Source organism: Paenibacillus amylolyticus (genome assembly GCF_036894225.1).
In the GTDB taxonomy this organism is placed as follows: domain Bacteria; phylum Bacillota; class Bacilli; order Paenibacillales; family Paenibacillaceae; genus Paenibacillus; species Paenibacillus amylolyticus.
In genome coordinates this window covers 3,662,698-3,686,061 of record NZ_CP145892.1, presented here as the reverse complement: position 1 = coordinate 3,686,061, position 23,364 = coordinate 3,662,698, and the positions used below count along the sequence as shown (strand labels likewise).

The 23,364-nt window shown below is 41.5% G+C and carries 24 protein-coding genes; 5 read left to right on the top strand and 19 right to left on the bottom strand.

Annotated elements, in window-relative coordinates:
- Window positions 1-532 precede the first annotated feature (532 nt).
- The 4 genes from V6668_RS16360 to V6668_RS16345 form a co-directional block, all read right to left on the bottom strand.
- A complete protein-coding gene (locus tag V6668_RS16360; RefSeq protein WP_338708962.1) occupies window positions 533-772 on the bottom strand; it encodes a sensor histidine kinase in 240 nt (79 codons plus the stop codon).
- Between the two features lie 133 nt (window positions 773-905).
- A complete protein-coding gene (locus V6668_RS16355; protein ID WP_338706132.1) occupies window positions 906-1,439 on the bottom strand; it encodes a DUF1572 family protein in 534 nt (177 codons plus the stop codon).
- Complete coding sequence (locus tag V6668_RS16350) at window positions 1,432-1,557, bottom strand: hypothetical protein (protein ID WP_256721207.1); 126 nt, start codon at window positions 1,555-1,557, stop codon at window positions 1,432-1,434. The genes V6668_RS16355 and V6668_RS16350 overlap by 8 nt, the downstream gene beginning before the upstream one ends.
- Before the next feature lie 423 nt (window positions 1,558-1,980).
- Window positions 1,981-2,916 carry an NADP-dependent oxidoreductase gene (locus V6668_RS16345; protein WP_338706129.1) on the bottom strand — a complete coding sequence of 312 codons (936 nt, stop codon included), beginning with the start codon at window positions 2,914-2,916 and terminating at the stop codon, window positions 1,981-1,983.
- A gap of 287 nt (window positions 2,917-3,203) precedes the next feature.
- Between V6668_RS16345 and V6668_RS16340 the strand changes: the two genes are divergently transcribed.
- The 3 genes from V6668_RS16340 (at window position 3,204) to V6668_RS16330 (ending at window position 6,218) form a co-directional block, all read left to right on the top strand.
- The gene (locus tag V6668_RS16340) at window positions 3,204-3,842 is read left to right on the top strand and encodes a nitroreductase family protein (RefSeq protein WP_253508785.1); all 639 of its coding nucleotides are present in this window, start codon (window positions 3,204-3,206) and stop codon (window positions 3,840-3,842) included.
- 132 nt (window positions 3,843-3,974) lie between these two features.
- Window positions 3,975-4,400: a MarR family winged helix-turn-helix transcriptional regulator gene (locus V6668_RS16335; protein ID WP_036615356.1), complete on the top strand. Its 426-nt coding sequence runs from the start codon at window positions 3,975-3,977 to the stop codon at window positions 4,398-4,400.
- A 261-nt stretch (window positions 4,401-4,661) separates the two neighbouring features.
- On the top strand, window positions 4,662-6,218 hold the full coding sequence (locus tag V6668_RS16330) for a glycine betaine uptake BCCT transporter (RefSeq protein ID WP_036671491.1): 1,557 nt from the start codon (window positions 4,662-4,664) through the stop codon (window positions 6,216-6,218).
- A gap of 264 nt (window positions 6,219-6,482) precedes the next feature.
- Here the strand turns inward: V6668_RS16330 and V6668_RS16325 are convergent, their stop codons facing one another.
- The 4 genes from V6668_RS16325 to V6668_RS16310 form a co-directional block, all read right to left on the bottom strand.
- Window positions 6,483-8,111, bottom strand: coding sequence for a hypothetical protein (locus tag V6668_RS16325; protein ID WP_338706127.1), 1,629 nt, complete (start codon window positions 8,109-8,111; stop codon window positions 6,483-6,485).
- Window positions 8,095-8,841 carry an ABC transporter ATP-binding protein gene (locus tag V6668_RS16320; protein WP_338706126.1) on the bottom strand — a complete coding sequence of 249 codons (747 nt, stop codon included), beginning with the start codon at window positions 8,839-8,841 and terminating at the stop codon, window positions 8,095-8,097. Before V6668_RS16320 ends, V6668_RS16325 begins: the two co-directional genes overlap by 17 nt.
- The gene (locus V6668_RS16315; protein WP_338706124.1) at window positions 8,801-8,956 is read right to left on the bottom strand and encodes a hypothetical protein; all 156 of its coding nucleotides are present in this window, start codon (window positions 8,954-8,956) and stop codon (window positions 8,801-8,803) included. Before V6668_RS16315 ends, V6668_RS16320 begins: the two co-directional genes overlap by 41 nt.
- 216 nt (window positions 8,957-9,172) lie before the next feature.
- Entirely contained in the window at window positions 9,173-9,295 is a 123-nt protein-coding gene (locus V6668_RS16310) for a hypothetical protein (RefSeq protein ID WP_338706123.1), read from the bottom strand.
- Window positions 9,296-9,412: 117 nt separating this feature from the next.
- On the opposite strand from V6668_RS16310, the gene V6668_RS16305 reads away from it, so the two are divergent.
- Window positions 9,413-10,357 (top strand): NAD(P)-dependent oxidoreductase, encoded by a 945-nt coding sequence (locus tag V6668_RS16305; RefSeq protein ID WP_338706122.1) that lies wholly within the window; start codon window positions 9,413-9,415, stop codon window positions 10,355-10,357.
- A 168-nt stretch (window positions 10,358-10,525) separates the two neighbouring features.
- Here V6668_RS16305 and V6668_RS16300 read toward each other — a convergent pair whose 3' ends face one another.
- From V6668_RS16300 to V6668_RS16250, 11 genes are all read right to left on the bottom strand, one after another.
- Window positions 10,526-13,438 carry a hypothetical protein gene (locus tag V6668_RS16300; RefSeq protein ID WP_338706121.1) on the bottom strand — a complete coding sequence of 971 codons (2,913 nt, stop codon included), beginning with the start codon at window positions 13,436-13,438 and terminating at the stop codon, window positions 10,526-10,528.
- A gap of 94 nt (window positions 13,439-13,532) precedes the next feature.
- Window positions 13,533-14,864 carry an ABC transporter substrate-binding protein gene (locus V6668_RS16295; protein ID WP_338706120.1) on the bottom strand — a complete coding sequence of 444 codons (1,332 nt, stop codon included), beginning with the start codon at window positions 14,862-14,864 and terminating at the stop codon, window positions 13,533-13,535.
- 40 nt (window positions 14,865-14,904) lie between these two features.
- Window positions 14,905-16,062: an RND transporter gene (locus V6668_RS16290; RefSeq protein WP_338706119.1), complete on the bottom strand. Its 1,158-nt coding sequence runs from the start codon at window positions 16,060-16,062 to the stop codon at window positions 14,905-14,907.
- A 36-nt stretch (window positions 16,063-16,098) separates the two neighbouring features.
- A complete protein-coding gene (locus V6668_RS16285; RefSeq protein WP_338706118.1) occupies window positions 16,099-16,977 on the bottom strand; it encodes a carbohydrate ABC transporter permease in 879 nt (292 codons plus the stop codon).
- Window positions 16,978-16,994: 17 nt separating this feature from the next.
- On the bottom strand, window positions 16,995-17,861 hold the full coding sequence (locus V6668_RS16280) for a sugar ABC transporter permease (RefSeq protein WP_338706117.1): 867 nt from the start codon (window positions 17,859-17,861) through the stop codon (window positions 16,995-16,997).
- 590 nt (window positions 17,862-18,451) lie between these two features.
- Window positions 18,452-18,937 carry a nitroreductase family protein gene (locus tag V6668_RS16275; RefSeq protein WP_036615363.1) on the bottom strand — a complete coding sequence of 162 codons (486 nt, stop codon included), beginning with the start codon at window positions 18,935-18,937 and terminating at the stop codon, window positions 18,452-18,454.
- Between the two features lie 17 nt (window positions 18,938-18,954).
- The gene (locus V6668_RS16270; protein WP_338706116.1) at window positions 18,955-19,530 is read right to left on the bottom strand and encodes a nitroreductase; all 576 of its coding nucleotides are present in this window, start codon (window positions 19,528-19,530) and stop codon (window positions 18,955-18,957) included.
- A gap of 20 nt (window positions 19,531-19,550) precedes the next feature.
- Complete coding sequence (locus V6668_RS16265) at window positions 19,551-20,033, bottom strand: MarR family transcriptional regulator (protein ID WP_017688279.1); 483 nt, start codon at window positions 20,031-20,033, stop codon at window positions 19,551-19,553.
- Between the two features lie 329 nt (window positions 20,034-20,362).
- Window positions 20,363-20,887: a DUF3841 domain-containing protein gene (locus V6668_RS16260; protein ID WP_338706114.1), complete on the bottom strand. Its 525-nt coding sequence runs from the start codon at window positions 20,885-20,887 to the stop codon at window positions 20,363-20,365.
- 21 nt (window positions 20,888-20,908) lie between these two features.
- Window positions 20,909-21,076, bottom strand: a complete 168-nt coding sequence (locus V6668_RS16255) for a hypothetical protein (RefSeq protein WP_155985137.1) — start codon at window positions 21,074-21,076, stop codon at window positions 20,909-20,911.
- 891 nt (window positions 21,077-21,967) lie between these two features.
- Window positions 21,968-22,117 carry a hypothetical protein gene (locus V6668_RS16250; RefSeq protein ID WP_179086457.1) on the bottom strand — a complete coding sequence of 50 codons (150 nt, stop codon included), beginning with the start codon at window positions 22,115-22,117 and terminating at the stop codon, window positions 21,968-21,970.
- 368 nt (window positions 22,118-22,485) lie between these two features.
- Here V6668_RS16250 and V6668_RS16245 point away from each other — a divergent pair, with 368 nt between their 5' ends.
- Complete coding sequence (locus V6668_RS16245) at window positions 22,486-22,866, top strand: hypothetical protein (RefSeq protein WP_076327486.1); 381 nt, start codon at window positions 22,486-22,488, stop codon at window positions 22,864-22,866.
- The last annotated feature ends 498 nt before the right edge of the window (window positions 22,867-23,364 follow it).

Genomic DNA, 23,364 nt, shown 5'->3' with positions numbered 1-23,364 from the left:
TTTTCCCCAAACTGAAATTTCTACTTGTTGTTCTGCTAAACCGCTCGTTGTAAAGACAAATTCAAATACGTCTAGGTTTGCAAAATAATCTTTTTTTATGGCTTGATTTGGATTTACGCTAATTAATTCGAGTATATATTCCGTTCTGGTTCCGTTTAGGTAATAACCCTGAATCAAAACAATTGCATTCGTAACCAAATTTCTATTATCAATATTAATAGTCAGCTGTTGTGTTGGTCTTACACCACTGACCGGATTATTCTCAATCGGTCCAGTTGATAAAATGGCCATTTATTTCACCCCGCTTTCTTTACGTTTTAGGAACAGGAGAGAAATTTGCATTCCTTATATCCTAATCCTTCTCTCACTCCTATAGACCGACAATTTCAACGGTTTGGTCATCCGCTTCTCTGTGCCGCATATTTGTATCCATTAATGTTGTGCTTTTATTTTTTCATTAAAGGGAACTAATTGACTCTGGAAAGCACTTGTATCTTTTTTTACAACAAAAAAAGCCGCTAAAATAGCGACTTTAAAGGGTATTCGTTCTTTTACATCGACCTGAACCGTTCGCTGTGCTTGCATTTTTCGCCCGGTAAAAACGTTCCTGCACTCTCTCCAGCTCATCGCCCACGATACCGATACCTTGATCACGTATCCGTATAACTATCTCGCTTGTCGTATGTTCCAACTTCAATTCGATTAGCGATGGACTGCCTGAATATTTGATGGCATTGTCCACAAGGTTGGCGATCGCATGGGACATCAGCATTGGATTCACGTTGGCGTGGACTTTCGTCAGAAGCTTATCCTCCGTTTTCTCGACTTCCAGTTCGTTAGAACCAGCCTTGTCGAATCGGGATGTTTGAACGGTTCAAGTCTGATCATGACCATCTATGCCCTCCTCAATGGTACTGACCCGTGACATGTTCTTGCGTATCTTGCAGCATCTTGGCAAGCACAACGATCTGTCCTGCGTGATATCCGTAGTGTGCCGATACCTGGATAAGCAGACGACCGATTACTCTTGTATCGTAGGTTTCTTCAGTACACCTATTCGTTCGGTGCATTCGATTCCAATCCTCACGGTCATAGCGAATGATAACCTCTCGGGACAAATCGTCGTTTGATAACGCAGCTAAAACATTTTCCGATTCCTTTCTGGTTTCCCGAAGAAGAAGAATCAGCTTTTCTCTCGATATTCCCCCGTCCTTCGTGAATTCAAGGGTTCGCGTCCGGATGAACGGTCTGTTGCCGATCGCGCTAACGAAATTCTGATATTCGTTACCTGCCAAATGCAAACAAAGATTACCGACGCTATTCATGGAGCCCTTTATTCTTATCCAAATGAGTTCATCATTCAGCAAGTTCAAACTCTTCTCGATACGGTCAAGCTGCTTGTTCATGTCTTCCATAACGTGTCTGATCAGTTCAATCATGAACATCCTCCCAATTCTCGGTCAGGCGCAAATAATCTTCAAGGGTTACATGCGCGAATTCTCCAACTTGAATGGAGAAACCTGTCAGTATAAAATGAACGACTCGCAAATTTATCATCGTCGTGACCCACCTCCATCTGCTCTATAGAATCCATGATAATGAATTGCCCTTCGAGTGTAAAATGAAAAATACCAGCCAATCGGGCGTTAGCCATACTATTTTCTTCGATGATACTACCGGCTGTGCCAGCTAATATCCTGGTAAAACCGTTACCCCCTTCCATTAACCGTGTCATAGGATTAGCAGTCCCTCTCTGGGAGCGATCTCTCCTGCTATCGCCGCTTTTATTAAAGAGACGCAAAGTTTGCTTACATAAATCTCTTAAATCGTAATCGGTACAAGTTCTTGTCCTTGGCTCGGGACACGAACTTGTACTGATAATATAAAAAAGCCGCTAAGATAGCGACTTAATGGGAATATGTTTTTGTCCCTCGACAGTTGCCTATTTTAACGTTTAGCGGTTTTTCCCAGTCTTCTTTTTTAAAATGTAATGACAATCTTACCTACAGCGTGGTGAGTTTCACTCAAAGCATGTGCATCATAAATCCCCTGCCTACTAAACGGGAATGTTGCCCCTACAATTGACTTTATCTTGTTCTCTTCCATCAGATCTGCCATTCTCTGCAATTGATCACCATCTGGCTGTAGCCATATCCCCTTTGCTAATACATTGTGAGACTTAGCAGTATCATGATTGGGTTCACCAACAATGGTAATCAGTCTTCCGGTATTTGGCTTAAGCACCTTATAGCTATTCTCAGCTACTTCTCCACCCATCGTGTCAAACACTAAATCTATATCTTTTAGAATTTCTTCAAAATTTTCCTTTTTGTAATCAATGACCTGATCAGCACCTAACGAATAAAGAAGTTCATGATTTTTTTCACTTGCTGTTGTAATAACATGAGCGCCGGCATGTTTTGCTAATTGAATGGCATACATACCTACACCACCAGCTCCAGCGTGAATAAGTACGGTTTCACCTTCTTTTAGATCGCCATGAGTAAACAGTACCTGCCATGCTGTTAAACCAGCCAAAGGTACAGCCGCAGCCTCCTCATATGAGATTGAATCAGGTAGTTTTGCCAGAAGGTGCTCATCAACTGCTGTATATTCAGCATACGAACCGAAACGTGTTGTATCGGGACGACTGAATACTCGATCTCCAACTTTCCATTTGCTAACGTTTGAACCGATTTCAGTTATGACCCCGGCTACATCCCAGCCTAAGATAATAGGAAATTCCCAATCATACATTTCTTTTAAGTAACCCTCTCTTAATTTCCAATCGATTGGATTAATGGATGTAGCCTCTAATTTTACAACCACTTGATTGGCTTCTGCCCTCGGTTTATTCACTTCCTGCTCAATTAACTCTTCTTTACTTCCATATTGATTAATCACAACTGCTTTCATTTTTGTATCACTCCTCTAAGCTAATAGCCTTTTACGTGCTATTCCTGATTATTTATTTGTATCTAGTCACTGAGCGTTCATGCATATTATCCTTACTCATTTTTAAACAACCAGGATAAAATTATGCAAAAGTTAAGTTATAATCGTTAGAAATGTTGCTTTTATTGTTATAATTTTACATAAAAAAACTATTGAAATGGACTTAGTTTTCGATTATATTTGACTTATCAATAATTGACTAGTCAAACATTGATGGCTCAACAAAATATAAAGGGAGAGTAACTATTATGAAAACATACCAACAAACAAACGATTTTAACGAAATTATTTATGGACGCCGCTCCATTAAGACATACGATTCATCGGTAAAAATCAGCAGGGAAGAAATGACTCAAATCATCAATGAAGCTAGCACTGCCCCTTCCTCCATCAACATGCAGCCTTGGCGCTTCCTTGTGGTGGATACTCCAGAGGGAAAAGAAAAACTCGTCCCACTGTCCCGCTTTAACAAAGAAAAAGTCGCTCAAGCTTCTGCTGTCATTGCTGTGTTTGCAGACAAAAACAACTTCGATTATGCAGAAAACATCTATGGAAAAGCTGTTGAGCATGGCTTAATGCCACAAGATGTCAAGGACTTTCAGTTGAAGGCATTCAAACCGATCTATAACAACATGTCCGATGCTGAAATGAACGATGTCATAATGCTTGACGCCGGTCTGGTTTCCATGCAATTGATGCTGGTTGCCCGTGCACATGGGTATGATACCAATCCAGTCGGCGGTTATGAAAAAGATCAAATTGCCGAAGTGTTTGGCTTGGATAAAGAACGTTATGTACCAGTCATGCTACTGACAATTGGAAAAGCTGCAAGCGAGGGATACACCTCCTACCGTATGCCAGCCGAAGAGACCACGTTTTGGGCATGATTCAAAGCGATAGTGTGAGTAGTCTCCACATTGTGATATAGTTGCCTTTAGTTGCTGAATGTCTTGGAAGGAATCTGCCCTTGTTACCTGAAGCTTTTCAAGACATTCTGCACCATTCAAGGAGGGGCAAACATGAATTGTTCGCTGGAACAAGAAACCTTATTAATATTACTTAAAAATATAAGCAATCAGTTGAAACCTAAATTTGAACGTTGTACGGGGATCAGTTCCTCACGATACGTTCTGCTGTATCATCTCTATCTTCATGAAGAAGTTACACAAAGCCATTTGCAGAAGGCCATTCATATTGACAGTGCCGCTGTTACACGCCATTTGAAGCAACTGGAAGCAGACGGTTTGGTGTCACGAAGAAGAAACCCCGACGATCATCGGGAAACCTTCGTCCGGTTAACAGAACAAGGGCTAACGCATATCGCCAATTTCAAACAGGATCGAAACCAGTTTCTTCATCAGATGATACTGGATTTCAGTGAAGAAGAAGTTGCAATGATGACCGACATGCTTACTCGCATGCAATATAATCTGAAGGATCTGTAAATTTACGATGACAGTCAGCCTTCTTCAGATTTCTTTTCATAAATGAATAAAACTAGTTAGATGAGATGATACAATATCTCAGATAAACAAGAGAATATAGACCATATATTATTCATGCAAGATCAAAACAAACCGCTGAGTGTTTCATTACATGGCGGTTTGTTTTAATTTATCAACAGCTAGCTTTTCGAAATATTACAAGTTGGACTAGCACATACTAAGGAAACAGTTGGCTGAAGCTTACATAATGGAGGTCTCATCATGGTATTTACAATCACAATTATCATCGTTGCACTGTTTGCAATATGGGGAGCCGTCGCTCCTGATCAGCTAGCGGATGTGGCTAATGTTGCCTACAACTTCTCTATTCAGAATTTTGGCTGGTTTTATTTGCTAGCGACACTGTTCTTCCTGATCTTTGCTTTTTATCTGGCGTTCAGCCGATTTGGCGGTATTAGGCTTGGGGATGACGATGATGAGCCGGAGTATTCTACGGTTTCCTGGCTGTCCATGCTGTTTAGTGCAGGTATGGGCATTGGGCTGGTTTTCTGGGGAGTTGCTGAACCGCTGTCCCACTATTTATCTGCACCTGAGGGGGCGGTACCCGAAACAACGCAAGCAGCCATACTTTCAATGCGTTATTCCTTTTTCCACTGGGGGCTGCATCCTTGGGCTATCTATACCGTCATCGGTTTAGCGCTTGCTTACTTCCAGTTCCGGAAAGGATACAAAGGGCTGATCAGTTCCACCTTTATTCCTCTGATCGGTGAGCGTCTTGCTGCTGGCTGGCTTGGTAAGGTTATTGATATTCTGGCGGTCATATCCACCATCTTTGGTGTTGCGACCTCGCTTGGATTGGGTGCTCTTCAGATCGGCGGGGGTCTGAATCACTTATTCGGTATTCCTAACTCGACTCTGTCTCAGGTTGTCATTATCATAGTTGTAACCGTACTGTTTTTAATCTCGGCAACCTCCGGTCTGGATAAAGGTATTAAGATTCTGAGCAACGTCAACCTCGTTATAGCTTTGTTATTGATGTTGTTTGTATTGGTGACTGGACCGACTTCTTTTATATTTGACACATTCACAACAACCCTGGGCAGTTACATGCAGAATATTATTAACATGAGTTTGAGACTGACGCCGTTCTCAAGAGAAACCTGGATTGGAGCATGGACGTTATTTTACTGGGCATGGTGGATCTCGTGGGCTCCTTTTGTCGGCACTTTTATCGCAAGGGTATCCAGAGGAAGAACCATAAAGGAATTTGTAATTTACGTCATGGTTATTCCAAGTCTTTTCGGATTTATATGGTTCTCCGTCTTTGGCGGAACAGGACTTCACATGGAATTGTTCAATGCCGCTCATCTGGCGGAGGCTGTCAAGGAAGATACGACAACCGCTTTATTCCTTATGCTGGAGCAGTTGCCTTTGGGCACGATCGTGGCATTCATCGCCACAATGCTGATCATGATCTTCTTTATTACGTCGGCTGATTCAGCTACCTTTGTACTGGGCATGCTCACTTCAGATGGCAAACTGGACCCAAGTACAAGAGTGAAATTAACCTGGGGAATCATGCAGTCCTCCATCGCAGTAGTACTGCTAATCAGCGGGGGGTTAACTGGCCTCCAGACGGCATCCATTGTAACCGCATTGCCGTTCGCTATTGTCCTTATCGGTATGTGTTTCTCCCTGCTCAAGGCTCTAAAGGCAGAGGACAAAGAGCGCCGTCAGAAGGAAAAACGGCAGCGCCAAAAGCTGAAACGACTGCTGGAGGAACAAGAAATCTCGCTGAATGAAATTTCCGGCAGGTAATATCTGCCTTGCCCTGGAACAAAATATAGTAGATCGTTTGGCCAATTCACTGCATTGTTTTCACTTTTAGCTGTGTATACCATTTCAACAAGTTGCAGAACTTGCCGAACATTCAACCCTCTCTAAATCAAAAAAGCATTGAATCTCTTCCCTCCTACATTACATAGGCTCTCGTGGGGGGTGAGACTCAATGCTTTTAGTGTTTATACCCGGGGATAAAAACAAATTACAACGATAACGATCTCAAATCTTTAAATCGCCTTCTCATCTCACTCTAAAATTGTTTTGAGCATATTTGGATACGAGAAAGACAGCGCTGGATAGATAGGCTAAAGTTAACACCGTGATGACAGCCGTTAGTCCCCATAGTGTAGGACCTAGAAACATCGCCACAACAAAACTCAATGAAACAAGGCCGTTTACGAATGAGAAAAGAGGACTGTTGGTTTCCAACTCCGTTGTGTAGGGTTGAATTACATAGTATAACAACAGATGATGTACTGAGAAAAATACAGCCAGTGCAATGGTTATAACCCAGATAGGAAGTAGCAAACTGATATCCTGTCCTCCAGTTAATACAAGTATAGATACACTTATTACAGCTGCTAAACAAGAACCTAACGTTAGATTTATCCTTAATATACTTCTAAACCTTAACAGAAAATGCTTCTTCGCATGCTGACGGTAAAATGGATAGCGCATCAGCGGCTTATCAACATGGTAGAATAGAGCCTTACAAATCTGGCTGCCTACGGTCAGATTTAGCATGACCATAATGATTAAAGGTGAGAATCTTTCAATTGAATTTAGTGAAAGATGATCTTTGAAAATGAGTACCAACAAAGGTAGGAGTATGCCTATGATTATAATAGCCAATAAACGTCTGTGGAACGGTGCACGGAGGAGAGCGGTATGCCTGGTAACAAAAATTTCGTGTAATTGCTCGTATCCGTTTTTTTCTACTGTGCGCTGATCGTTGACATGAAGGTTAGACGAGGTTGGCCTGCTAAGATCATGTTCTTTTGACTGAACCATTCTCTGTTGAAAATCAGCCATCCGTATTTCGGGATTTAACAATGGATCAGCATGGTTTGTTACTGCGCGCACTGCAGATGTGAAATCCGTATGTTTTAGTAAAATATACCCACAGATAACCCCAGATAACGATATCAGTATCAAAAGCCCCGGTTGATCAAATATCACAGATCCAAATAGAGGAAGGTTCAGTTTTGTGAAAGGAAGGTAAGCAAAAGTCAGTGCCAGCAACATGCTCAGACTCGTAGCCCATGTTTTCTGTACAAGAATAATGCCTTTCCATTTAAATAATGCCAAATGTAAAAATTCACATATCACTCGCCAAAAAGTCATCATTCCCACAACCAGCAATGCATGAGTAATTGAGAATTTAAAGAGTACGGCAACCAGAGTCATTGCAATCCCTTGATAGAAGAAAAATGTCGTATACCGATAAAATAGCGTAGCTCGCATAAATTTGGTTGGGATTATCCGCATAAGGCGTATAGATGTATACTTCATTTTGTTTGATTCCAACACTTTTGCACTCGTTACCCCAGCCATTACGCCACTTATGCAAAAATACATGTGAAGATGAAGGTTAAAATGCTCCGTACGATTAACATCTTCCGTCCATAAGAGCATGGGCAATGCAAACATTCCCCCGAAATATAATAAGCTTTCCAATAAACCAGCGACAAATAATAAAATAACCGCAATTGCACCGATGGTACGTTTCGTCCGAAAAGCAGCATAAGTTTGTTCACTGATTAAATGACCTACAAACGGTAACTTTTGCGTGAAATAGATCAAACGATTGACCAGCGTAATCATCTGTAACTGCCATATGCGAGAAATTGTACTAATCATTCCCGTCATCGGCGTTCTCCTTCGTACTTCCATATTGGCTTTCATCCCGTAATAATTCAATTACCTGTTCTTCAAAGTCGGGCTGAGTAAGGATTTCGGGTGAAATCCGTGTTAAACTCCCATGATTTAAAATAATTAACTCATCACACAGATCAGTTGCCAATTGCAATATATGGGTCGAGAAAATTAGGATATGATCTTTTTTTAAATCACGTAACAATTGTTTCATCTCACTCGCAACGATGACATCAAAGGAAGTTAATGGTTCGTCCAACAGAATCACTGTAGGTTTTGTGAGTAAAAATAACAACATTTGAACTTTATTTTTCATTCCATGCGAGTAATGTTTAATGAGCTTATGTCGGTCATCCTGCGCAATGTGCATCATAACAAACAGGGCATCAATATTGTTTCCTCGTCCTTCAATTACATCTACGTTCACATCGATGAAAAAACGTACAAATTCATATCCCGTCAGAAATTCTGGTAACAGTGGCAATGAATATACGTATCCTACATCATCCATTTCCAAGTCACGCGATTTTGATTCGTTGACAAGTTTCATTTTGCCGCCATCCACTTGGATCTCGCCACCTAAACAATTGAATAACGTTGTTTTTCCGGCGCCATTGCGCCCAAGAAGGCCATAGATCTTTCCCTTTTCAAATTGAAAATTTAAATTAGTTAATACTTTTTTTTCACCAAAACTCTTCTCTACATTTTGTAAGACCAATTCCATTTATTTGTTCCTCGCTTTCAAACCAATTCAATATTTGTTTACCTGAAAATTCAATAAAACCAACCATGCCATTGTTCACATTTTTATTCATATCCGATAATTGTTTAGTTTTCATCCGTATCAATCCCTTCGATTTTTTTTCATAAAAGGATAAGAATTAATATCCCTTAATAGGTGAATCGTCTCACTTGACCAATATAACTAATCTTGGAAATAGACAATCACACTAAACTAATATTCTATTTCGAACGATATAATTCCTTGTATTTACATATAAAAGAGTATTTGATACAACACTACAAACGTCCCCCTCAATATATTAATGCGTCATCTAAACAGCTTCCGGGTTAATCCCCGCAGACGTTAATTTAGATTTGGTTTGATGTAACTGTTCCAAACTCACTTTCTCCATTTCGTTCAGATATTCTTCTAATCGGACTATGTTCTTTTCCATTCCGGTTCAATAGAACGTGATGATATTTTCTTGATAAAATTGTATTAAAAGGATAAAATGACGAGCATCAACGGTTTTATTCGAAGAATGGTATAGCTTATGAAAGGTGGTTTAGCAATGAAGATTCTCATAGTGGGCTATTTTAGCGAGACCTCAAAATCAAATATTGCAAGGAGTTTTCCGCAAGACTGGAACGTTGTAATTGTTCCGCCCGGAAAAGAAATGCTGCATCATATTGAAGATTGCCAGGTAATCATTCCTGAACATATTAAAGTGGACCACAGCCTGCTTTCTAACGCAAAAAAATTAAAATTGGTACAGACAGGTGCAGGATTTGATAATGTGGATGTCCCTGCCTGTACACAGCGCGGCATTTGGGTGGCCAATGCTGGAGGAGTGAATGCACAGGCAGTGGCCGAGCACGTCATGGCACTGATATTGTCTTATTATAAAAACATACCGTTTCTTGATACTTTCATGAAAAACAAGATGGATGAAAATCAATTGGACTATACAGGGAGTGAGTTAAAAGGAAAAACGATTGGAATTATCGGTTTGGGTGCTATTGGAAAAAAAGTAGCTGCGTTTTGCAGGGTCTTTGACATGAATGTGCTGGCGTATGCGAGAAATGCCACTGTACAATCTGATGGTTTTGTGAAAATGACGGATTTTGATACTCTTGTAAGCACATCGGACATAGTCAGTGTACATGTACCCTTGAATCAGCAAACCAAACAGCTGATCAACAAAGCGGCATTCAAAAAAATGAAAAATACCACTCTTTTTATCAATACAGCCCGCGGAGGCATTGTCAACGAAAGAGACTTGATTGATGCATTAAAAAACGGGGATATTTCAGGCGCATGCCTGGATGTGTTTGAATCTGAACCGCTTCCTATTGACAGCGAGCTCCGGAATCTGGGTAATGTGATACTTACTCCCCATACAGCAGGAATGCCTGATGTTCGGAAATTTCATAAAACAAGATATGCTTTCTTTATAAAGAATATAAAACGTGTAGAAAATGGTGAAGAGCCTGAAAGCAAGCTCAATCAGTTATGATGTTTTGGTGCAGGGGTACCTTTCCCCGTGTACCGATAAAATAAAAAGTCGCCTAAAAAAGCGACCTTGATGGGAGTATGTTCTTGTCCGTCGACAAAAAACATCTCCGAAAATATAGTATCATATCTTCAGAGATGTTGTCCTCCAACAGCTTGTATATTATTATCTTTATTCGCTATCTGGTTTATTGGCCTGCTCTTCATATATGAATGGATAGACTTCACTTCCGAGCAACATTCTTCGTCCTTGGAACTCATCATACAGATTGATTCGAACTGTCCCACTATTTATGATTTTGCTTAAGTTGGTATTCAAGTTCATGAAGTATGATTTATTATTGCCAACGGTTAAATCGGTACCAAGTGTTAATACCTTCTCTATGGATTTCCCGCTCGGGTCAATGACTTCCATAATGAGCTTATGGTCAGTAGAACCTGTCTCATAATCTCCATTTCTTAAGAGATCATAATAAATAACGATATTAAGCATATCTTTCGCTGCGCTAAGCGTTCCCTCACCTCTCGTAATGTTGAGCTGATACGGAAACAATTCCACATGTTGCAGATTCGTTGCTGGTTGTACAACTCTAGGGCTAAGTGCTAAACGAACAGTATTAATAGAGCCCGTGAGTTCATCCCCCACATCTGCCATCTTTCCATTCGCAACCCCTTCTCCGACATACAGTTCAAGCTGCGAAGTATTCACATTTAGTGGAAGCTTGCTCCAGACCGTCACCAGGTTTTTCCCTTTCGGACTGGTTTTGGCGGACGATTGGCTAACCTCTGCCTCAAAATACTCGTTATCTGGTGTTTTGTAGTAAGCAACTAACTGTGACTGCTTGGATTGCCGTTTTTCCTGGTTGGTCATTTCCAGTTCCGTGTACATTAGATTGGACTTAGCGTCATGGTAAATGGTGGTCAAGCGTTCACGGACTTCTGATTTCTTGCCCGGAGTATGGATGGGATAAGAGTCGCCTGCAGGAACCAGGCTCATAGCGTTGTTGAACGCGTTAAAGTTCAACGACAGAAATTTAGTAATGTCCTCGCCTGCTGTTTCCTGGAGCTCAATTCGTAATTGATTGAAATTATACGAATACGGTATGTTGGCAAGGATATAGAGTTCCACGGTTTCATTGGGCGCCAAGGTCGTTTGGTTATCCTGTACCACGATTTGGCCTGTATTACTGAGATCCCGCATTCCAGCATTTATTGCTGCTTTTAACATAGGCAGCTGCACGGTCGTCGTTTTGGTATTACGAATGCTGATTCGGGCTACGATCTGATCTTTATCTCCCCATGGCAGCCGCTGATATGAGCTAAGCTTCACGCCAAATGTCCCGTGACTATTCTCGATGATATTCTCTGAGCCCTGATGGCTTTTGCCTTCCTGAGCATATGGAATTTTATAAAGGGCCGTCGGGAAGCTAATCTTCCCTTCCGTAGCAGGCTCCGTCAATTGCAGTTGCAGCGTATTCTGTTTCATATGCAATGGCACATCTACATCCAGATCGATAAGCTTCTCCTCCATCGGCTTCAGCGTTTGTTGGTCAAATGCCTTGGCATTCACCGGAATGCTATAACCTTCATCCGTAATGATAGAAAGTTCATAAGCTGGCAGCTTCACAGATTTTTCACCGAGATTTTTAATGCGGAATTGAATATTCCATTTGCCAGTATTGTTCTCAGTATATACAGAAGCATATTTCAACTGGGTTTCAATCGTTTGATGGTTCACCGAAATTTTTCTGATGCCATAATCCGGCACAGGCTTATCAGCGGTAACAGCTGGAAGTTTGAAGGTTTTTACTGGTAGCATCATGTTCAACGTTTCGTCTTCTTGCGTAAATTGCATCGTCATAAGTTCTGTTTTAAGGTTGGATGGAACCTCTGCCAAATAATATATCGTTCGTTTCTGCCCTGGCTGGATCTTGAAATTGCTCCCTGTATCATCCTCAGGCACAAGATCGAATACTGAGCCCCCGGCCGATTTCAGTTGTGCTTTATATCCGGGATCGCTTAGTACCTTCTTGCCCCCGTTTGCAAATTGAACGGCCACTCTCATGTATACTTTTCCATTATGATTCATTCGCTGCATCCGGTCCGCCTTGACCGTGACTGGCTGCTGTTTCATCATGATCTTGGTGCTTTTGCCCTTCACTACAGCAACATCCGGGGCTGCATCGGGAAGGTTGAACGATTGCACTGGGATTTGGATCTTCAATACTTCATCTTCCTGCGCAAGCTGCAGAGTCATGCCATGTGTCTTCATCGTGGAAGGTATCTCAGCCCAATAACTGATGACTCTGCTCTCCTGAGACTGAAGTTTGTAGCCGGAGCTGGCTGAATCGGGTACAAGCTCAAATGTTGAACCGCCCGCTGACCTTAGATATGCTTTATATCCAGGGTCACTTAGCATCTTGGTTCCTCCGTTCGAGAGCCTGAGTCCTAATTGAACATACACTTTTCCATTAATTTTATACCTCTGCAAGGTATCCACCTTGGCTGTGACAGGAAGATTATTTATTGTAATCTTTTTGCTCTTACCTATCGGAATTATAGATGAGTACTGAGCAGGAATCGTGAATTGTCCCAGCTTTTTCTGATAATTAGCGCTGTTAAAATCCCATCCGAACATGGAAATTTTGATCCCGTTGACCTTTGTCGAGTTTCCAATGTTCGCATAGTATGTCACAGATAGGCTGCTGTTCGCAGGCACCGTTCGTTTATCAGCATCACGGGTCACTGCTTTTCCTTTTATAGTCGTACCACTCGGCGTAGAAATCTTGGAAAAATAATCGATAAGATCCACCCTGTTGCCGCTGCTGTTACTGTAACGAAGCGTATATATGAGAATACTTCCACCTGGCTGAGTAAAAACATCCGTCCCGGTCAGCTTTACATGGACGCTCTGCTTCAACGAAACTGAGCCCAGTTGATCTAATGTCAGACCAGACGCGGCTACAGCAGATTTGGAAACGAGGTGATCAGCCGTGGATGCCGCGTATACGTCAAGGGCCATGAAATGACCCAACACGGCGGCACTGAGTAGTATTGTCACAACTGTTTTTTTCGGCCTATACATGAATCTACCTCCCTGTATAAAAAGACATTTGCCCGCTTTTCATTCTGTGAAGCAGGAAGCAGCGCACGAATGCAGGCTGCTTCCCGCCATTTACCTATTCGTTTAGATAAGTTGTGACCCGGTTTTGGATCAGTTTGGCTACTTCCTCGGCAGTTTTCTGTCCGCTAAAGAATGCAACGGACTCTTCTCCGGCAATATTTAACACTTTAACATCCAGATCTACATATTGATCGGCGGATTGAACAATTTGTTTAAACACGGCGAACTGTTCATCCGATACTTTTGCCATCTCCCCATTTGGAAGCTTGTATTCGCCATTTTTAACTTTTTCTTGAAGATCATCAATTTTCTTTTCATTCATGGATTTAAGCATCGAGAATCCTTCTCGATCTTGTAGCATTTGCACTTCTTCCGACAATAAGAAGCTGATGAACTTCCAGGCTTCATCCTTTACGGGCGATTTAGCATGGATTGCGAACTGTTTTATAGTAGCTACTCGCGAGCCTTTTCGATCTCCGGTTTCTCCCGCCTGCGGTGATTGCAGTAGCTTGGGTTGATCAAAAAGCATGTAGGGACCTTCGATAAAATCAATTGGCGACGTAATTGACGTGGAATTGAACATTTGATTGCCCGGCTTTGCTTCTTCCGATGTCACAATCTTTTCCTCGTACATTTGTTTAACCTGCTCGAACAGATTCACAAATTCGGTAGAATCGAATGTTGCCTTTTTGGCCGAAGGATCGACAAATGCAGCGTAGTTCTCAACAAGCATCTCCTGAAAGAGGAGTTCGGGCGGGTAGGACGCTAACGCATAAACCTCATCGGTACCGCTTTTCTTTTGGATTACTTCTTTTGAAACCTTCTCAAACTCTTTCCAGTTCCAGGTCTTATCATCAAACTTAACATTAGCGTTGCTCAGCATTTCCCCATCTCCTACAAATGCTCGTAACATGTACCCCAAAGGTACGGTATACATTCCATCATTCACCTTCAAACCGTCCAAAATATTCATTTGCAAATCGTCTTTATCCAATGTCTGATCTTTATTGAGCAAGTCGTTCATGTCGAGAAGAACACCTTTGCTTACATATTCTTTGAATGGGAGGTCATCAACTTCAATGATATCCATGCTTTTTCCCGATAACATGGCTGTATTCATAGAATTCCGATACTTCTCGTAGTCCCCTGATCCCCATTGTTCTCCCGTCTTATATGCATTGATCTGCAGATCGATGTCCGGGTATTTCTCTTCGAACTTTTTCTCCACTGTTTGATAGAATGGGGTCGACTCTGTCACAGAAAGGGTAAGGATTGTTTTTCCATCTTTCGATGTCACTTTATCCGCTGTACTACTTCCCCCGGAACTGCATGCGGTTAAACTCGTGATAAGAACCCCCATAGAAAGGATCAAAATCCACTTTTTCATTGTATAATTCCTCCTGAACTCTTCTTATTGTTACGTCTCACTATTCCAAGCGGATACGGTCGCCATCTTGCAGAGGCTCGCTACTTTTCAGAATGATCTTATCCTCTGCATAGATGATGTCGGTTTGGATCATCGTTTCTTTGTCATTCTTCTCGCTGGACTCAATCTTGACTTTGCGAACAACAAATACATTACCGAGTGCCCCCGGCTGCTCCTCGACTACAAAAACATAAGTGTCTTCCCGGTCCTGATGAATAGTTTCATTGGAAACAAGCAGCCCTTGATCGAGAGAACTTTTCTCGATTTTAACCCGAGCCTGCTCACCTCCCTTCAGTTCGGCATCGAGGAGCTTAATACGAAGGATCTTTTGAGGGAGGGTTACCATCCCCGCTCCTTCATCAGATGCTCCCTCTATAAGTGGCTCTGCATTAATGATTTCTTCAATGATGCCGTCCATGCTGTTGGCTTGCCGCTCTTGATCTGTATCTACCTCTACCTTGATCCGCTCTCCGATGGATATCCCTAACCTGGACAAACGCTTTGCATCCGCATTAACCTCGAACTTGTACCCTTGCCCGCTGTTTGAGACAATGATATCTGGCTCGCCTGCGGAAGCCAGTCCTTCTACCGCGTTCAACTTCGTTATAATACCGTCGAACGGAGCGGTCAGTACCTGATCTTTGGTCAGTTGTTCTCTCATTTCGTTGATCTTGCGCTCCTGCGCAGCAATATCAAGTTTGCCTTTTTCAATTTCACGTTGTGCGCTGCGCAGCTTAAGTTCATCTTCTTCGAGGGACGATTGGATGAACTGGTCCTGAAGATTCTGCTGCTCGATCTTCTGCTTATCCAGATTTGTTACTTCAAGTTCAATTTCTTGTTTTGTCGATTGACTATCATAGGTGATGAGCTTCTGTCCTTTCTTTACACGATCGCCTTCTTTCACAAGAATCTGCTGAGTCTTCCGCTCGGTTGAACCGGATAACTTGGCTTCAGCGATCGGCTGAAGGATTCCGCTACCTTCAATAACTAACTGGATGTCTCCCATTTTTGGCTGCTCCGTAGTCACTTTCGGTAAGGTCAGCGATTGCAGCGTATTGCTGAACAATGTGAAGAGCAGTAGCAATCCCATAAAGCTTATGAACACGACTAGAATGATTCGCTTTCGTCTTTGCTCAACAGCCCCTGTATTTAACTCCATATCCTTTCTTCTCCTCCCAAAACCAGCACTGAAAAGTTAACCTTTAACTCCGGATAATTGAATACCCTCAATGAAATACGACTCCGCATACAGAAATACCATCACCATCGGGGCCATATAGAGCATGGATGCAGCAAAAGCAATACCCTTGTCACTCTGATTAATCGTGGATAAAAAGACGGACAGCGGCTGCTTGAACGGGTTGTCTAAAAAAATAAGAGGCTGTTCCACCATGTTCCAATAATCAACGAAGAGCAAAATCACAAGTGCGGCTAATCCTGGCTTGATCATCGGAACAATCATCGTAACAAATATCCTTAAATGTCCTGCTCCGTCCATTTTGGCAGCTTCAATATAGGCGTAGGGAATGTCCAGCATGAATTGTCTGAGCATAAACACGCCAAAAGCTGCGAAGATGCCAGGAAGAATGATGGCACTCGTACTATTCAGCATCCCAAGCATATCGACCATAATGTAATTGGGTACCAGCGTGACTTGGAATGGCATGAGCATCGTCATGACATATACCAAAAACATAGAATCCCGGCCGCGAAATTTTAGCTTGGAGAATGCATAGGCAGCCAGAGCCGCAACAAGAGTCTGACCTACAATAATCGGTACGACCATGAACACTGAATTCCAGAACATCATCATAAATTTCGGGTTGTCGATAAATACCTTCCCGTACTGTGCAAAGGAGACCTTATCCGGAATCAGCTTCAGGTTTGCAAATGCATCGTCTCTACCTACGGCTGCTTCATTCATTTGCCCGATGAGGCCATAATTGATCCCAATTTCCTGTTCTGTCATCATCGAATTTGTGAATATAATCACAATTGGTGATATTAAGATCAAGGCAATAACACTCAGGATGAATGTTAATACACCATTTTTCAATATGTAGACTATTCGCACAGACTTTGCTTCACCTCCTACTCCATGTACTGCCGATGCCGACGCTCCATCGCAAACAGAGCTAGAACGATCAGCAGTATACTGACAAACATCAAGGATGCCGCTGCGGTTAGTTTCTGAATGTCGAGTGATATGAACATATTATTCATATAGTGCTGCATCATGTAAATACTGTCATGGGGATAACCGCCAGCAATGAGATACGTTTCCCGAAACACTTTAAATGAGTTAATAATGGACATAATCACTACAAAAAACATCGTCGAAGTCAGATAAACCAGTGTAACACTCCGAAATTGCCGTAAACGACCAGCACCTTCAATTCGAGCCGTTTCGTAGTAATCCTTCGGTATTTGCTGAAGTCCGGCAAGGAATAAAATAACGTTGTAACCTATGTTCTTCCATATATAGACCATAATCACGACTATACGTGCCGATTCGGATTTCATCCAATCCACCCGTCCGTATCCGAAACTATCCAGCCAGGCGTTAAGGGACCCGTTCCAATCAAAAAGGATCTGCCAAATCATGATGATCGAGGCGGTGGGCACAACAAGCGGCATCACATAAGCTGTTCGAAGCCATTTTTGGATATAGACATTTTTATGTAGAAGCATCGCGAGCCCCAATGACAGCATGATCATAAGTGGAACACTGATCGTACTGAAATATAACGTGTTGGAAGCTGCTTTGAGGAAAGAAGCACTTCCGAGCAGCTCACGATAATTATCGAGTCCCACAAAATGACCGTCTACCGAATGGCTCATAAACGAATAATACACGCCCATGGCAAACGGGATAAGGTAAAAGAGTGCAAATCCGATGCCGCTTGGCACAAGGAAGAACATGGCCGCCGAAGCATCCTTACGGAGCCATTTTTTCATGGTTTTCTAAATTCATCCTTTCACTGTTAACTTTAGTCTTTCATTCTGTTTCCTGTTTTGCCTCCCTTCCACTCATTTTAGAAAAGAGTGTTTAAGAACATAGTGGTAAGATATTAAAAAATTCTAAAGTTTCTTACTGATTTTGCGGTTTCGTGAACAGCTTAACGAATTAAAGGGCAAAATAACGATTAGATACGCCTAATAGGCACTTGGTAGAAGCTCTTGCCCCGCGAAATCACTTTACTTTTTTTCTATTCTTATTTCATCTAGGTCTGCATTTTTTCAATGCATAATGATAAAGAAAAGAACCTCAGCCGGGTTAACCGAGCTGAGGTTCTTTTAACTTTCTAGAAGGTCTCGCGTATGCTTTATTTAATAACTTCAACCTTTTTATCCCCTGCTGACTTCGCTACTTCTAACGTTGTTACGCCAGTAGCCAGCATAGAAACGATTAAAGCTGCACTGAGTGCTGTGGACATTTTCTCTTCTTGACCATAATCATACCTCCTATATTTATTATGTAATAAGCGGCTCAAGACGATGACGAGCCGAGGTTTTCCATTTGGAGTCTCATCCCATCATATCCACCCCTACAGCAGTTCAAAATGAAGTTGAGTCTCAGGTAACTTCGTATTTCCTTTCCACTGATTTGCACCGTATCCCAATTCCAGAACCGCAGCAATGCGCTCGTTACTCAGTACACCAAACATTTCAGTACGGCTCGGGTCGTACATCCAGTCATGCAAGGTACAGCGCACACCCAGACTTTGCTCATGAGCCAGCAAGCGGAAATTCTGAATTAGGCAACAGACAGCTGCAAAGTCCTCTTCCCGCTTATATTGATCCGCCTCTTCCTTCACCAAGACCAGAAGATACGCAGGAGCCTGGTTCTGTAATCCCTGCATGATGTCCCCATACCGGTTATCAGCAAAGATAAATCGCCACGGCTCTCGGAGGCCATCATTTGGCGCCCATACGGCATGATTGAGCAACTCAAGGATTAGGTCCTGCGATACCGGTTGATCCAAAAACTCAATCGGACCGTCCATGTCTCCTTCCAAATCTGACAATTTCATTTTCTTATCCTCCTCTTCTATGTAGGCTGCCCTCGCAATACGGTCCACTTCTGCTCGGCTGGTGTCCTTTTCCGACTTCTTGGCGCTTTGTCGTAATACCCTATATGAAGAATACCAACAAATCTTTCATCCTCACGTAAGCCAATTCCATTGAAGAACCCTTTATGCTGAATCATGGACTCTGTATCCCACAACATTCCTAACCCTCGTTCCCAGCCCAACAGTTGGAAGCTCTGCATCACCCCACAGGTAGCCGCATAATTACGGTCATTGGTCAGACGATTCGGTCCTACAGTCGACATAACAATGACGTGGGCAGGAATATCGGTAAATCTCTTTTTAAAAACATCCAGAAGTTTCCCTGGAATCAGCTTGCCGAGCTTGCTTTGTGACATCTGTTCCAGCATGCAGTCCACCAACCGTTTGCGTGCTTCTGGAGTTCCGGCATATACTACACGCCATGAGCCAGACTCAACAAATGGTTGAAGCCGTATAGCCTTACGCAGTAGTTCAACAACCAACTCCTGGTCCACCGGCGTAGAGTTACATTTACGAATACTCCTGCGCTCCCTGATCAATTCCGCCAGACTCATATGCTTCACTCTCCTTTGTTCTATCTGGATTCAATATTTATACTGCTGTCTTGTAGAAATTGATGGATTACTTTTAGCTCCGTTTCCGAATATTTGTCAAGAGTACGATAGAAGCGCTCAGCCTCATGTATATGCAGACGTTCATGCAATTCAAAGATTTTTTTGCCTTGCGGTGACAACCGGAAATAGCTCTCCTTTTTGTTGTCGTTCATTTTCGTACGTTTGACGAATCCTTCCTCGAGCAGTTTGTTGCCAATTTTGGTGATACTTGCTTTGGACAAGTTCATCGCCTCGGCAATACCCGTGTTGTTAATGGGCTCATGCTTGCCTATGCAATCTATCATATGAACCGCGGTCAAATGCTGAGGGATTTTCTCGATGCTTTCACGCTGGGCGATACTTAGGAAATGCTCGATTTCTGTATCCTTGTGGTTCTCATACACATGTAAAAAACGGATAAATTGGTCATAAAGCAACTGTTTTGTTCGATCTTTTGAGATCATTCTTTGATCGCTCCTTATTTACTTGTAAACAAAAATATTCTTTTAAAAATAGAGTTATTCTAAATAAATTCTTATATTTAGTTTACTGGTTAACAATATATCATGAATGATAATGCTTATCAACTATATTCTCTGACATTATGAATGATGAGTTTAGAGTACTAAACCACCAGATTAATGACTTTAGCCCTCACACGTTTAGGCTATTGGCCATATCCTAACTTGGAATTGTAAGTAACGATTAAAGGGAAGGATTTTTCAATGTTCCCCCAACAACATTTGAAAAGAGGTCATGATATGTCTTATTTACCTTATTGTTATAATTGTTATTAGTATAACTTTGATTTACGACTAATATATTGCTCTACTCTCTTCACTTTTTCTAAGTAGATTCGTCCCGTAGTTCCCTGAAGCCATGCACCATTACCTGTCCAATTAACATCAACCGCTCGATTTAAATCAAAAATCCGCTCCCAACTTTCTTCTTTCGTCATTTCTAGTATCCCCTTATTAAACTCACCTTCTTCATGTTCATTATCAGAGCAAAATCCATTGTTCAGTACCAGGTTCCATCTATCAAGATCTGATATTAGTACATCTGTCTCCTTGAGATCAATGGTCAATCTTACGCATTTAGTTCCTCCCTCAAAATGTCCGGTAGATCTCATATCCGGCTTTTTGATCCATAGCCAGATTGGATACTCACCTTTATAATTAGGTAATATTGTTTTCATTTGTTCCATCATCCATATGTATTGTTTTGGAAACATTAAGTGTTCAGAGCTTCCCTCCAAGTAACCTGTTTCTTGAGCTTGTTTCCAAACCTCTAATGTCTGCATACTCCAATAAATCATTTTCTTGGGTACCTCCTTGCTTTAAATTTCTCGCCAGTCTTCCCCATATTCTCTTTCTAACTCATCTTTAAATTTAAAGTATAGATCTTCAATTTCCTGATATACTTGCTCCTCTCGTAACTCCAAATCATTGTATCTAGCCTCGATCAAATAAAATAACAGAGCCTTTTCCCTAAATTTTAATTCCATCTTACGTGTCTCCTTATAAAATATAGTTCAACTAAGATAAGTTTTGGATCTCTCTAAAGTACAGATAAATCATCTTTTTTGCTTAATTCCTTAAACAAGTCCCGTTGCTCACCATATATATTCTGAGTTGGCGTTGCAAGCTACATTCCCTTCTCTTTGTATCATGCCGCTTGTCCTTTCTCTTTTCTATAACTGATTGAGCCTCAAAGATAAATTCCATATAACACATCGTAACGGTTTCTAGCTGACATGACAAACTGTGAACAAAAATAGCCGATCACGTTGGTCGACTGCCTTTTTCGTTTTATTGATCTCATGTTCCCAGTTAGCTTAACGCCTGTACCCGGTCTACAACTTTATGATTACGGTCTAATTCTTCATTTCATCGAACACAACAGATCTTGTTCGTTTCTCCGCTCCATGCGTTACTGTCTTTATATGGACAAATATGTAGTACTAATAAAAGAAGGTCCTCACGTCCATCCGTACTAAAGAACAAAATGAGCTCATACGTATGTAGCGCAAAGAACAAATCCTGGACGTCGCCGTGCCCTCCTACTTTTGCACCGGACTCGCCCGACTCGCTATGCAAGCTATTACGAATGAGGCCTGATACGAACATGATCATTTTAAAAAGTGATTATGAAATCGAATCCATCCGTAAGGCATGCCAAGTGGTGGCTGAATGCCATCGTAAAATTGCCCAGGTACCTGCACGAGGTGCCAATGTATAATTGGTAATTGCGCACCATGATCTTGTCCCTCGACATCAATTCATAATGATAATGAAAAAACCTCAGCTCGGTTAACCGAGCTGAGGTTTTCGCATCAGGTGCTCAATATGCCCTAATTGGGACGATATAGTCGCACCTAAGCTTCTTCATAGTAAGGTCACGCTTGTGCTTTAATAACTTCAACCTTTTTATCACCTGATGATGCCTCTAACGTTGTTTTACCTTGGATAGCGACTATCACGCCAGTAGCCAGCATAGAAACGATTAAAGCTGCGCTGAGGGCTTTGGACATTTTCTTCTTGACCATAACCATACCTCCAGTGTCTAATTACAATATTTAACTTTGTTGGGTAATCCATCGGGTGATTGTATTATAACCGTACTGACAATGATTGTAAAAGGATTTGTTCCTTCCTCCGGTTGCCCTCTATTGCGACTGAATATGCCAGTGAATTTTCCGTGGTTACATAAGAATCTAAATAACCTAAAAATGGTTTACAATTACGACATTAAATGTTACATTAATTTGAAATTGAGTAATTTAATAGATTCGACTGGGGTTAAGGATCTGGGGATTACGAAACTGAGGCAGTGTTTGCCGTTTGACAGTCTGGTAAGTATGAATATGACGGTGGTTCTAAAACACCATTCATTCAACATTAGGAGGATATTCTAATGAAAACAAAATCACTAAAATTAATTACAGTTGGTGTGACTTGTGCTTTAGGGATTGGAATAGGAGTTTATGGCTGGGGAGCTGCATCTGCCGATACTAGTCCCTCTAAAGATCAAATGGAAATAAAAATCAATGATAACGGTCAAACATATGGTTCATTTATTTATCATGATGAAACAGAATTAGATCTAGTTAAGGCTTTTGGTGTAGACGGAACTGAAGGTTACATCAAGACTTCAGATATGAATCAAGATTTGCCACAAACTCCCGAAGAAGCAATTCAGAGTATGAATGAACCAAAATTCGATAAGTATATAAACTTGTACGATAGCAACGAGAATATTATCGGAAAATTTCTACTCACTAGTTCAGATGATTAACACTAAACTATACTACTCCCCCAAAAAAAGGCTCTCCATGATGATTGAGGGCACTTTAAAATGCCAACATTTATAAACAGGATACCCACCTCATTTCTGAGAAGGGTTATTCTGTTTTCTTTGCTCCTTGATCGGCTTCCTCGTTATCTACCGCAAAACCCGATTTTTTAATTTGCTCGAGCTCTTTAATAAAAGGAATCATCATTCAAGACACCGATAAAGATGGTTTGGCCAGTTAATGTCTTCAACTCGTCAGCAACTCGAAGAATACCTAGATTAAAATTAAAGTTTAAACTATGATCTTGAAGCTTACTCATTAAAACACTACAATGTCTTTGATTTCAATTGGCATGGCGCTACCATCCCCTCAATTACTTTCAATGAATCTCCCACGTAATCGGTTAATTTGACGATCACACTATGCATATCTTCTACAAAGTAATGGTGCGATCTATATTCTCTGCAACTCCTTCGGGATGATCTCTATTACGTCAAAGC

Coding starts and splice junctions, on each gene's coding strand:
- V6668_RS16295 (WP_338706120.1), bottom strand. CDS start 14,864: ATGAAAAAGTGGATTTTGATCCTTTCTATGGGGGTTCTTATCACGAGT.
- V6668_RS16315 (WP_338706124.1), bottom strand. CDS start 8,956: ATGAAAACTAAACAATTATCGGATATGAATAAAAATGTGAACAATGGC.
- V6668_RS16270 (WP_338706116.1), bottom strand. CDS start 19,530: ATGAGTCTGGCGGAATTGATCAGGGAGCGCAGGAGTATTCGTAAATGT.
- V6668_RS16335 (WP_036615356.1), top strand. CDS start 3,975: ATGAATTGTTCGCTGGAACAAGAAACCTTATTAATATTACTTAAAAAT.
- V6668_RS16345 (WP_338706129.1), bottom strand. CDS start 2,916: ATGAAAGCAGTTGTGATTAATCAATATGGAAGTAAAGAAGAGTTAATT.
- V6668_RS16330 (WP_036671491.1), top strand. CDS start 4,662: ATGGTATTTACAATCACAATTATCATCGTTGCACTGTTTGCAATATGG.
- V6668_RS16355 (WP_338706132.1), bottom strand. CDS start 1,439: ATGATTGAACTGATCAGACACGTTATGGAAGACATGAACAAGCAGCTT.
- V6668_RS16245 (WP_076327486.1), top strand. CDS start 22,486: ATGAAAACAAAATCACTAAAATTAATTACAGTTGGTGTGACTTGTGCT.
- V6668_RS16350 (WP_256721207.1), bottom strand. CDS start 1,557: ATGATAAATTTGCGAGTCGTTCATTTTATACTGACAGGTTTCTCCATT.
- V6668_RS16320 (WP_338706126.1), bottom strand. CDS start 8,841: ATGGAATTGGTCTTACAAAATGTAGAGAAGAGTTTTGGTGAAAAAAAA.
- V6668_RS16280 (WP_338706117.1), bottom strand. CDS start 17,861: ATGAAAAAATGGCTCCGTAAGGATGCTTCGGCGGCCATGTTCTTCCTT.
- V6668_RS16325 (WP_338706127.1), bottom strand. CDS start 8,111: ATGACGGGAATGATTAGTACAATTTCTCGCATATGGCAGTTACAGATG.
- V6668_RS16260 (WP_338706114.1), bottom strand. CDS start 20,887: ATGATTTATTGGAGTATGCAGACATTAGAGGTTTGGAAACAAGCTCAA.
- V6668_RS16255 (WP_155985137.1), bottom strand. CDS start 21,076: ATGGAATTAAAATTTAGGGAAAAGGCTCTGTTATTTTATTTGATCGAG.
- V6668_RS16310 (WP_338706123.1), bottom strand. CDS start 9,295: ATGGAAAAGAACATAGTCCGATTAGAAGAATATCTGAACGAAATGGAG.
- V6668_RS16250 (WP_179086457.1), bottom strand. CDS start 22,117: ATGGTCAAGAAGAAAATGTCCAAAGCCCTCAGCGCAGCTTTAATCGTT.
- V6668_RS16360 (WP_338708962.1), bottom strand. CDS start 772: ATGCTGATGTCCCATGCGATCGCCAACCTTGTGGACAATGCCATCAAA.
- V6668_RS16300 (WP_338706121.1), bottom strand. CDS start 13,438: ATGTATAGGCCGAAAAAAACAGTTGTGACAATACTACTCAGTGCCGCC.
- V6668_RS16290 (WP_338706119.1), bottom strand. CDS start 16,062: ATGGAGTTAAATACAGGGGCTGTTGAGCAAAGACGAAAGCGAATCATT.
- V6668_RS16305 (WP_338706122.1), top strand. CDS start 9,413: ATGAAGATTCTCATAGTGGGCTATTTTAGCGAGACCTCAAAATCAAAT.
- V6668_RS16275 (WP_036615363.1), bottom strand. CDS start 18,937: ATGAAATTGTCAGATTTGGAAGGAGACATGGACGGTCCGATTGAGTTT.
- V6668_RS16340 (WP_253508785.1), top strand. CDS start 3,204: ATGAAAACATACCAACAAACAAACGATTTTAACGAAATTATTTATGGA.
- V6668_RS16265 (WP_017688279.1), bottom strand. CDS start 20,033: ATGATCTCAAAAGATCGAACAAAACAGTTGCTTTATGACCAATTTATC.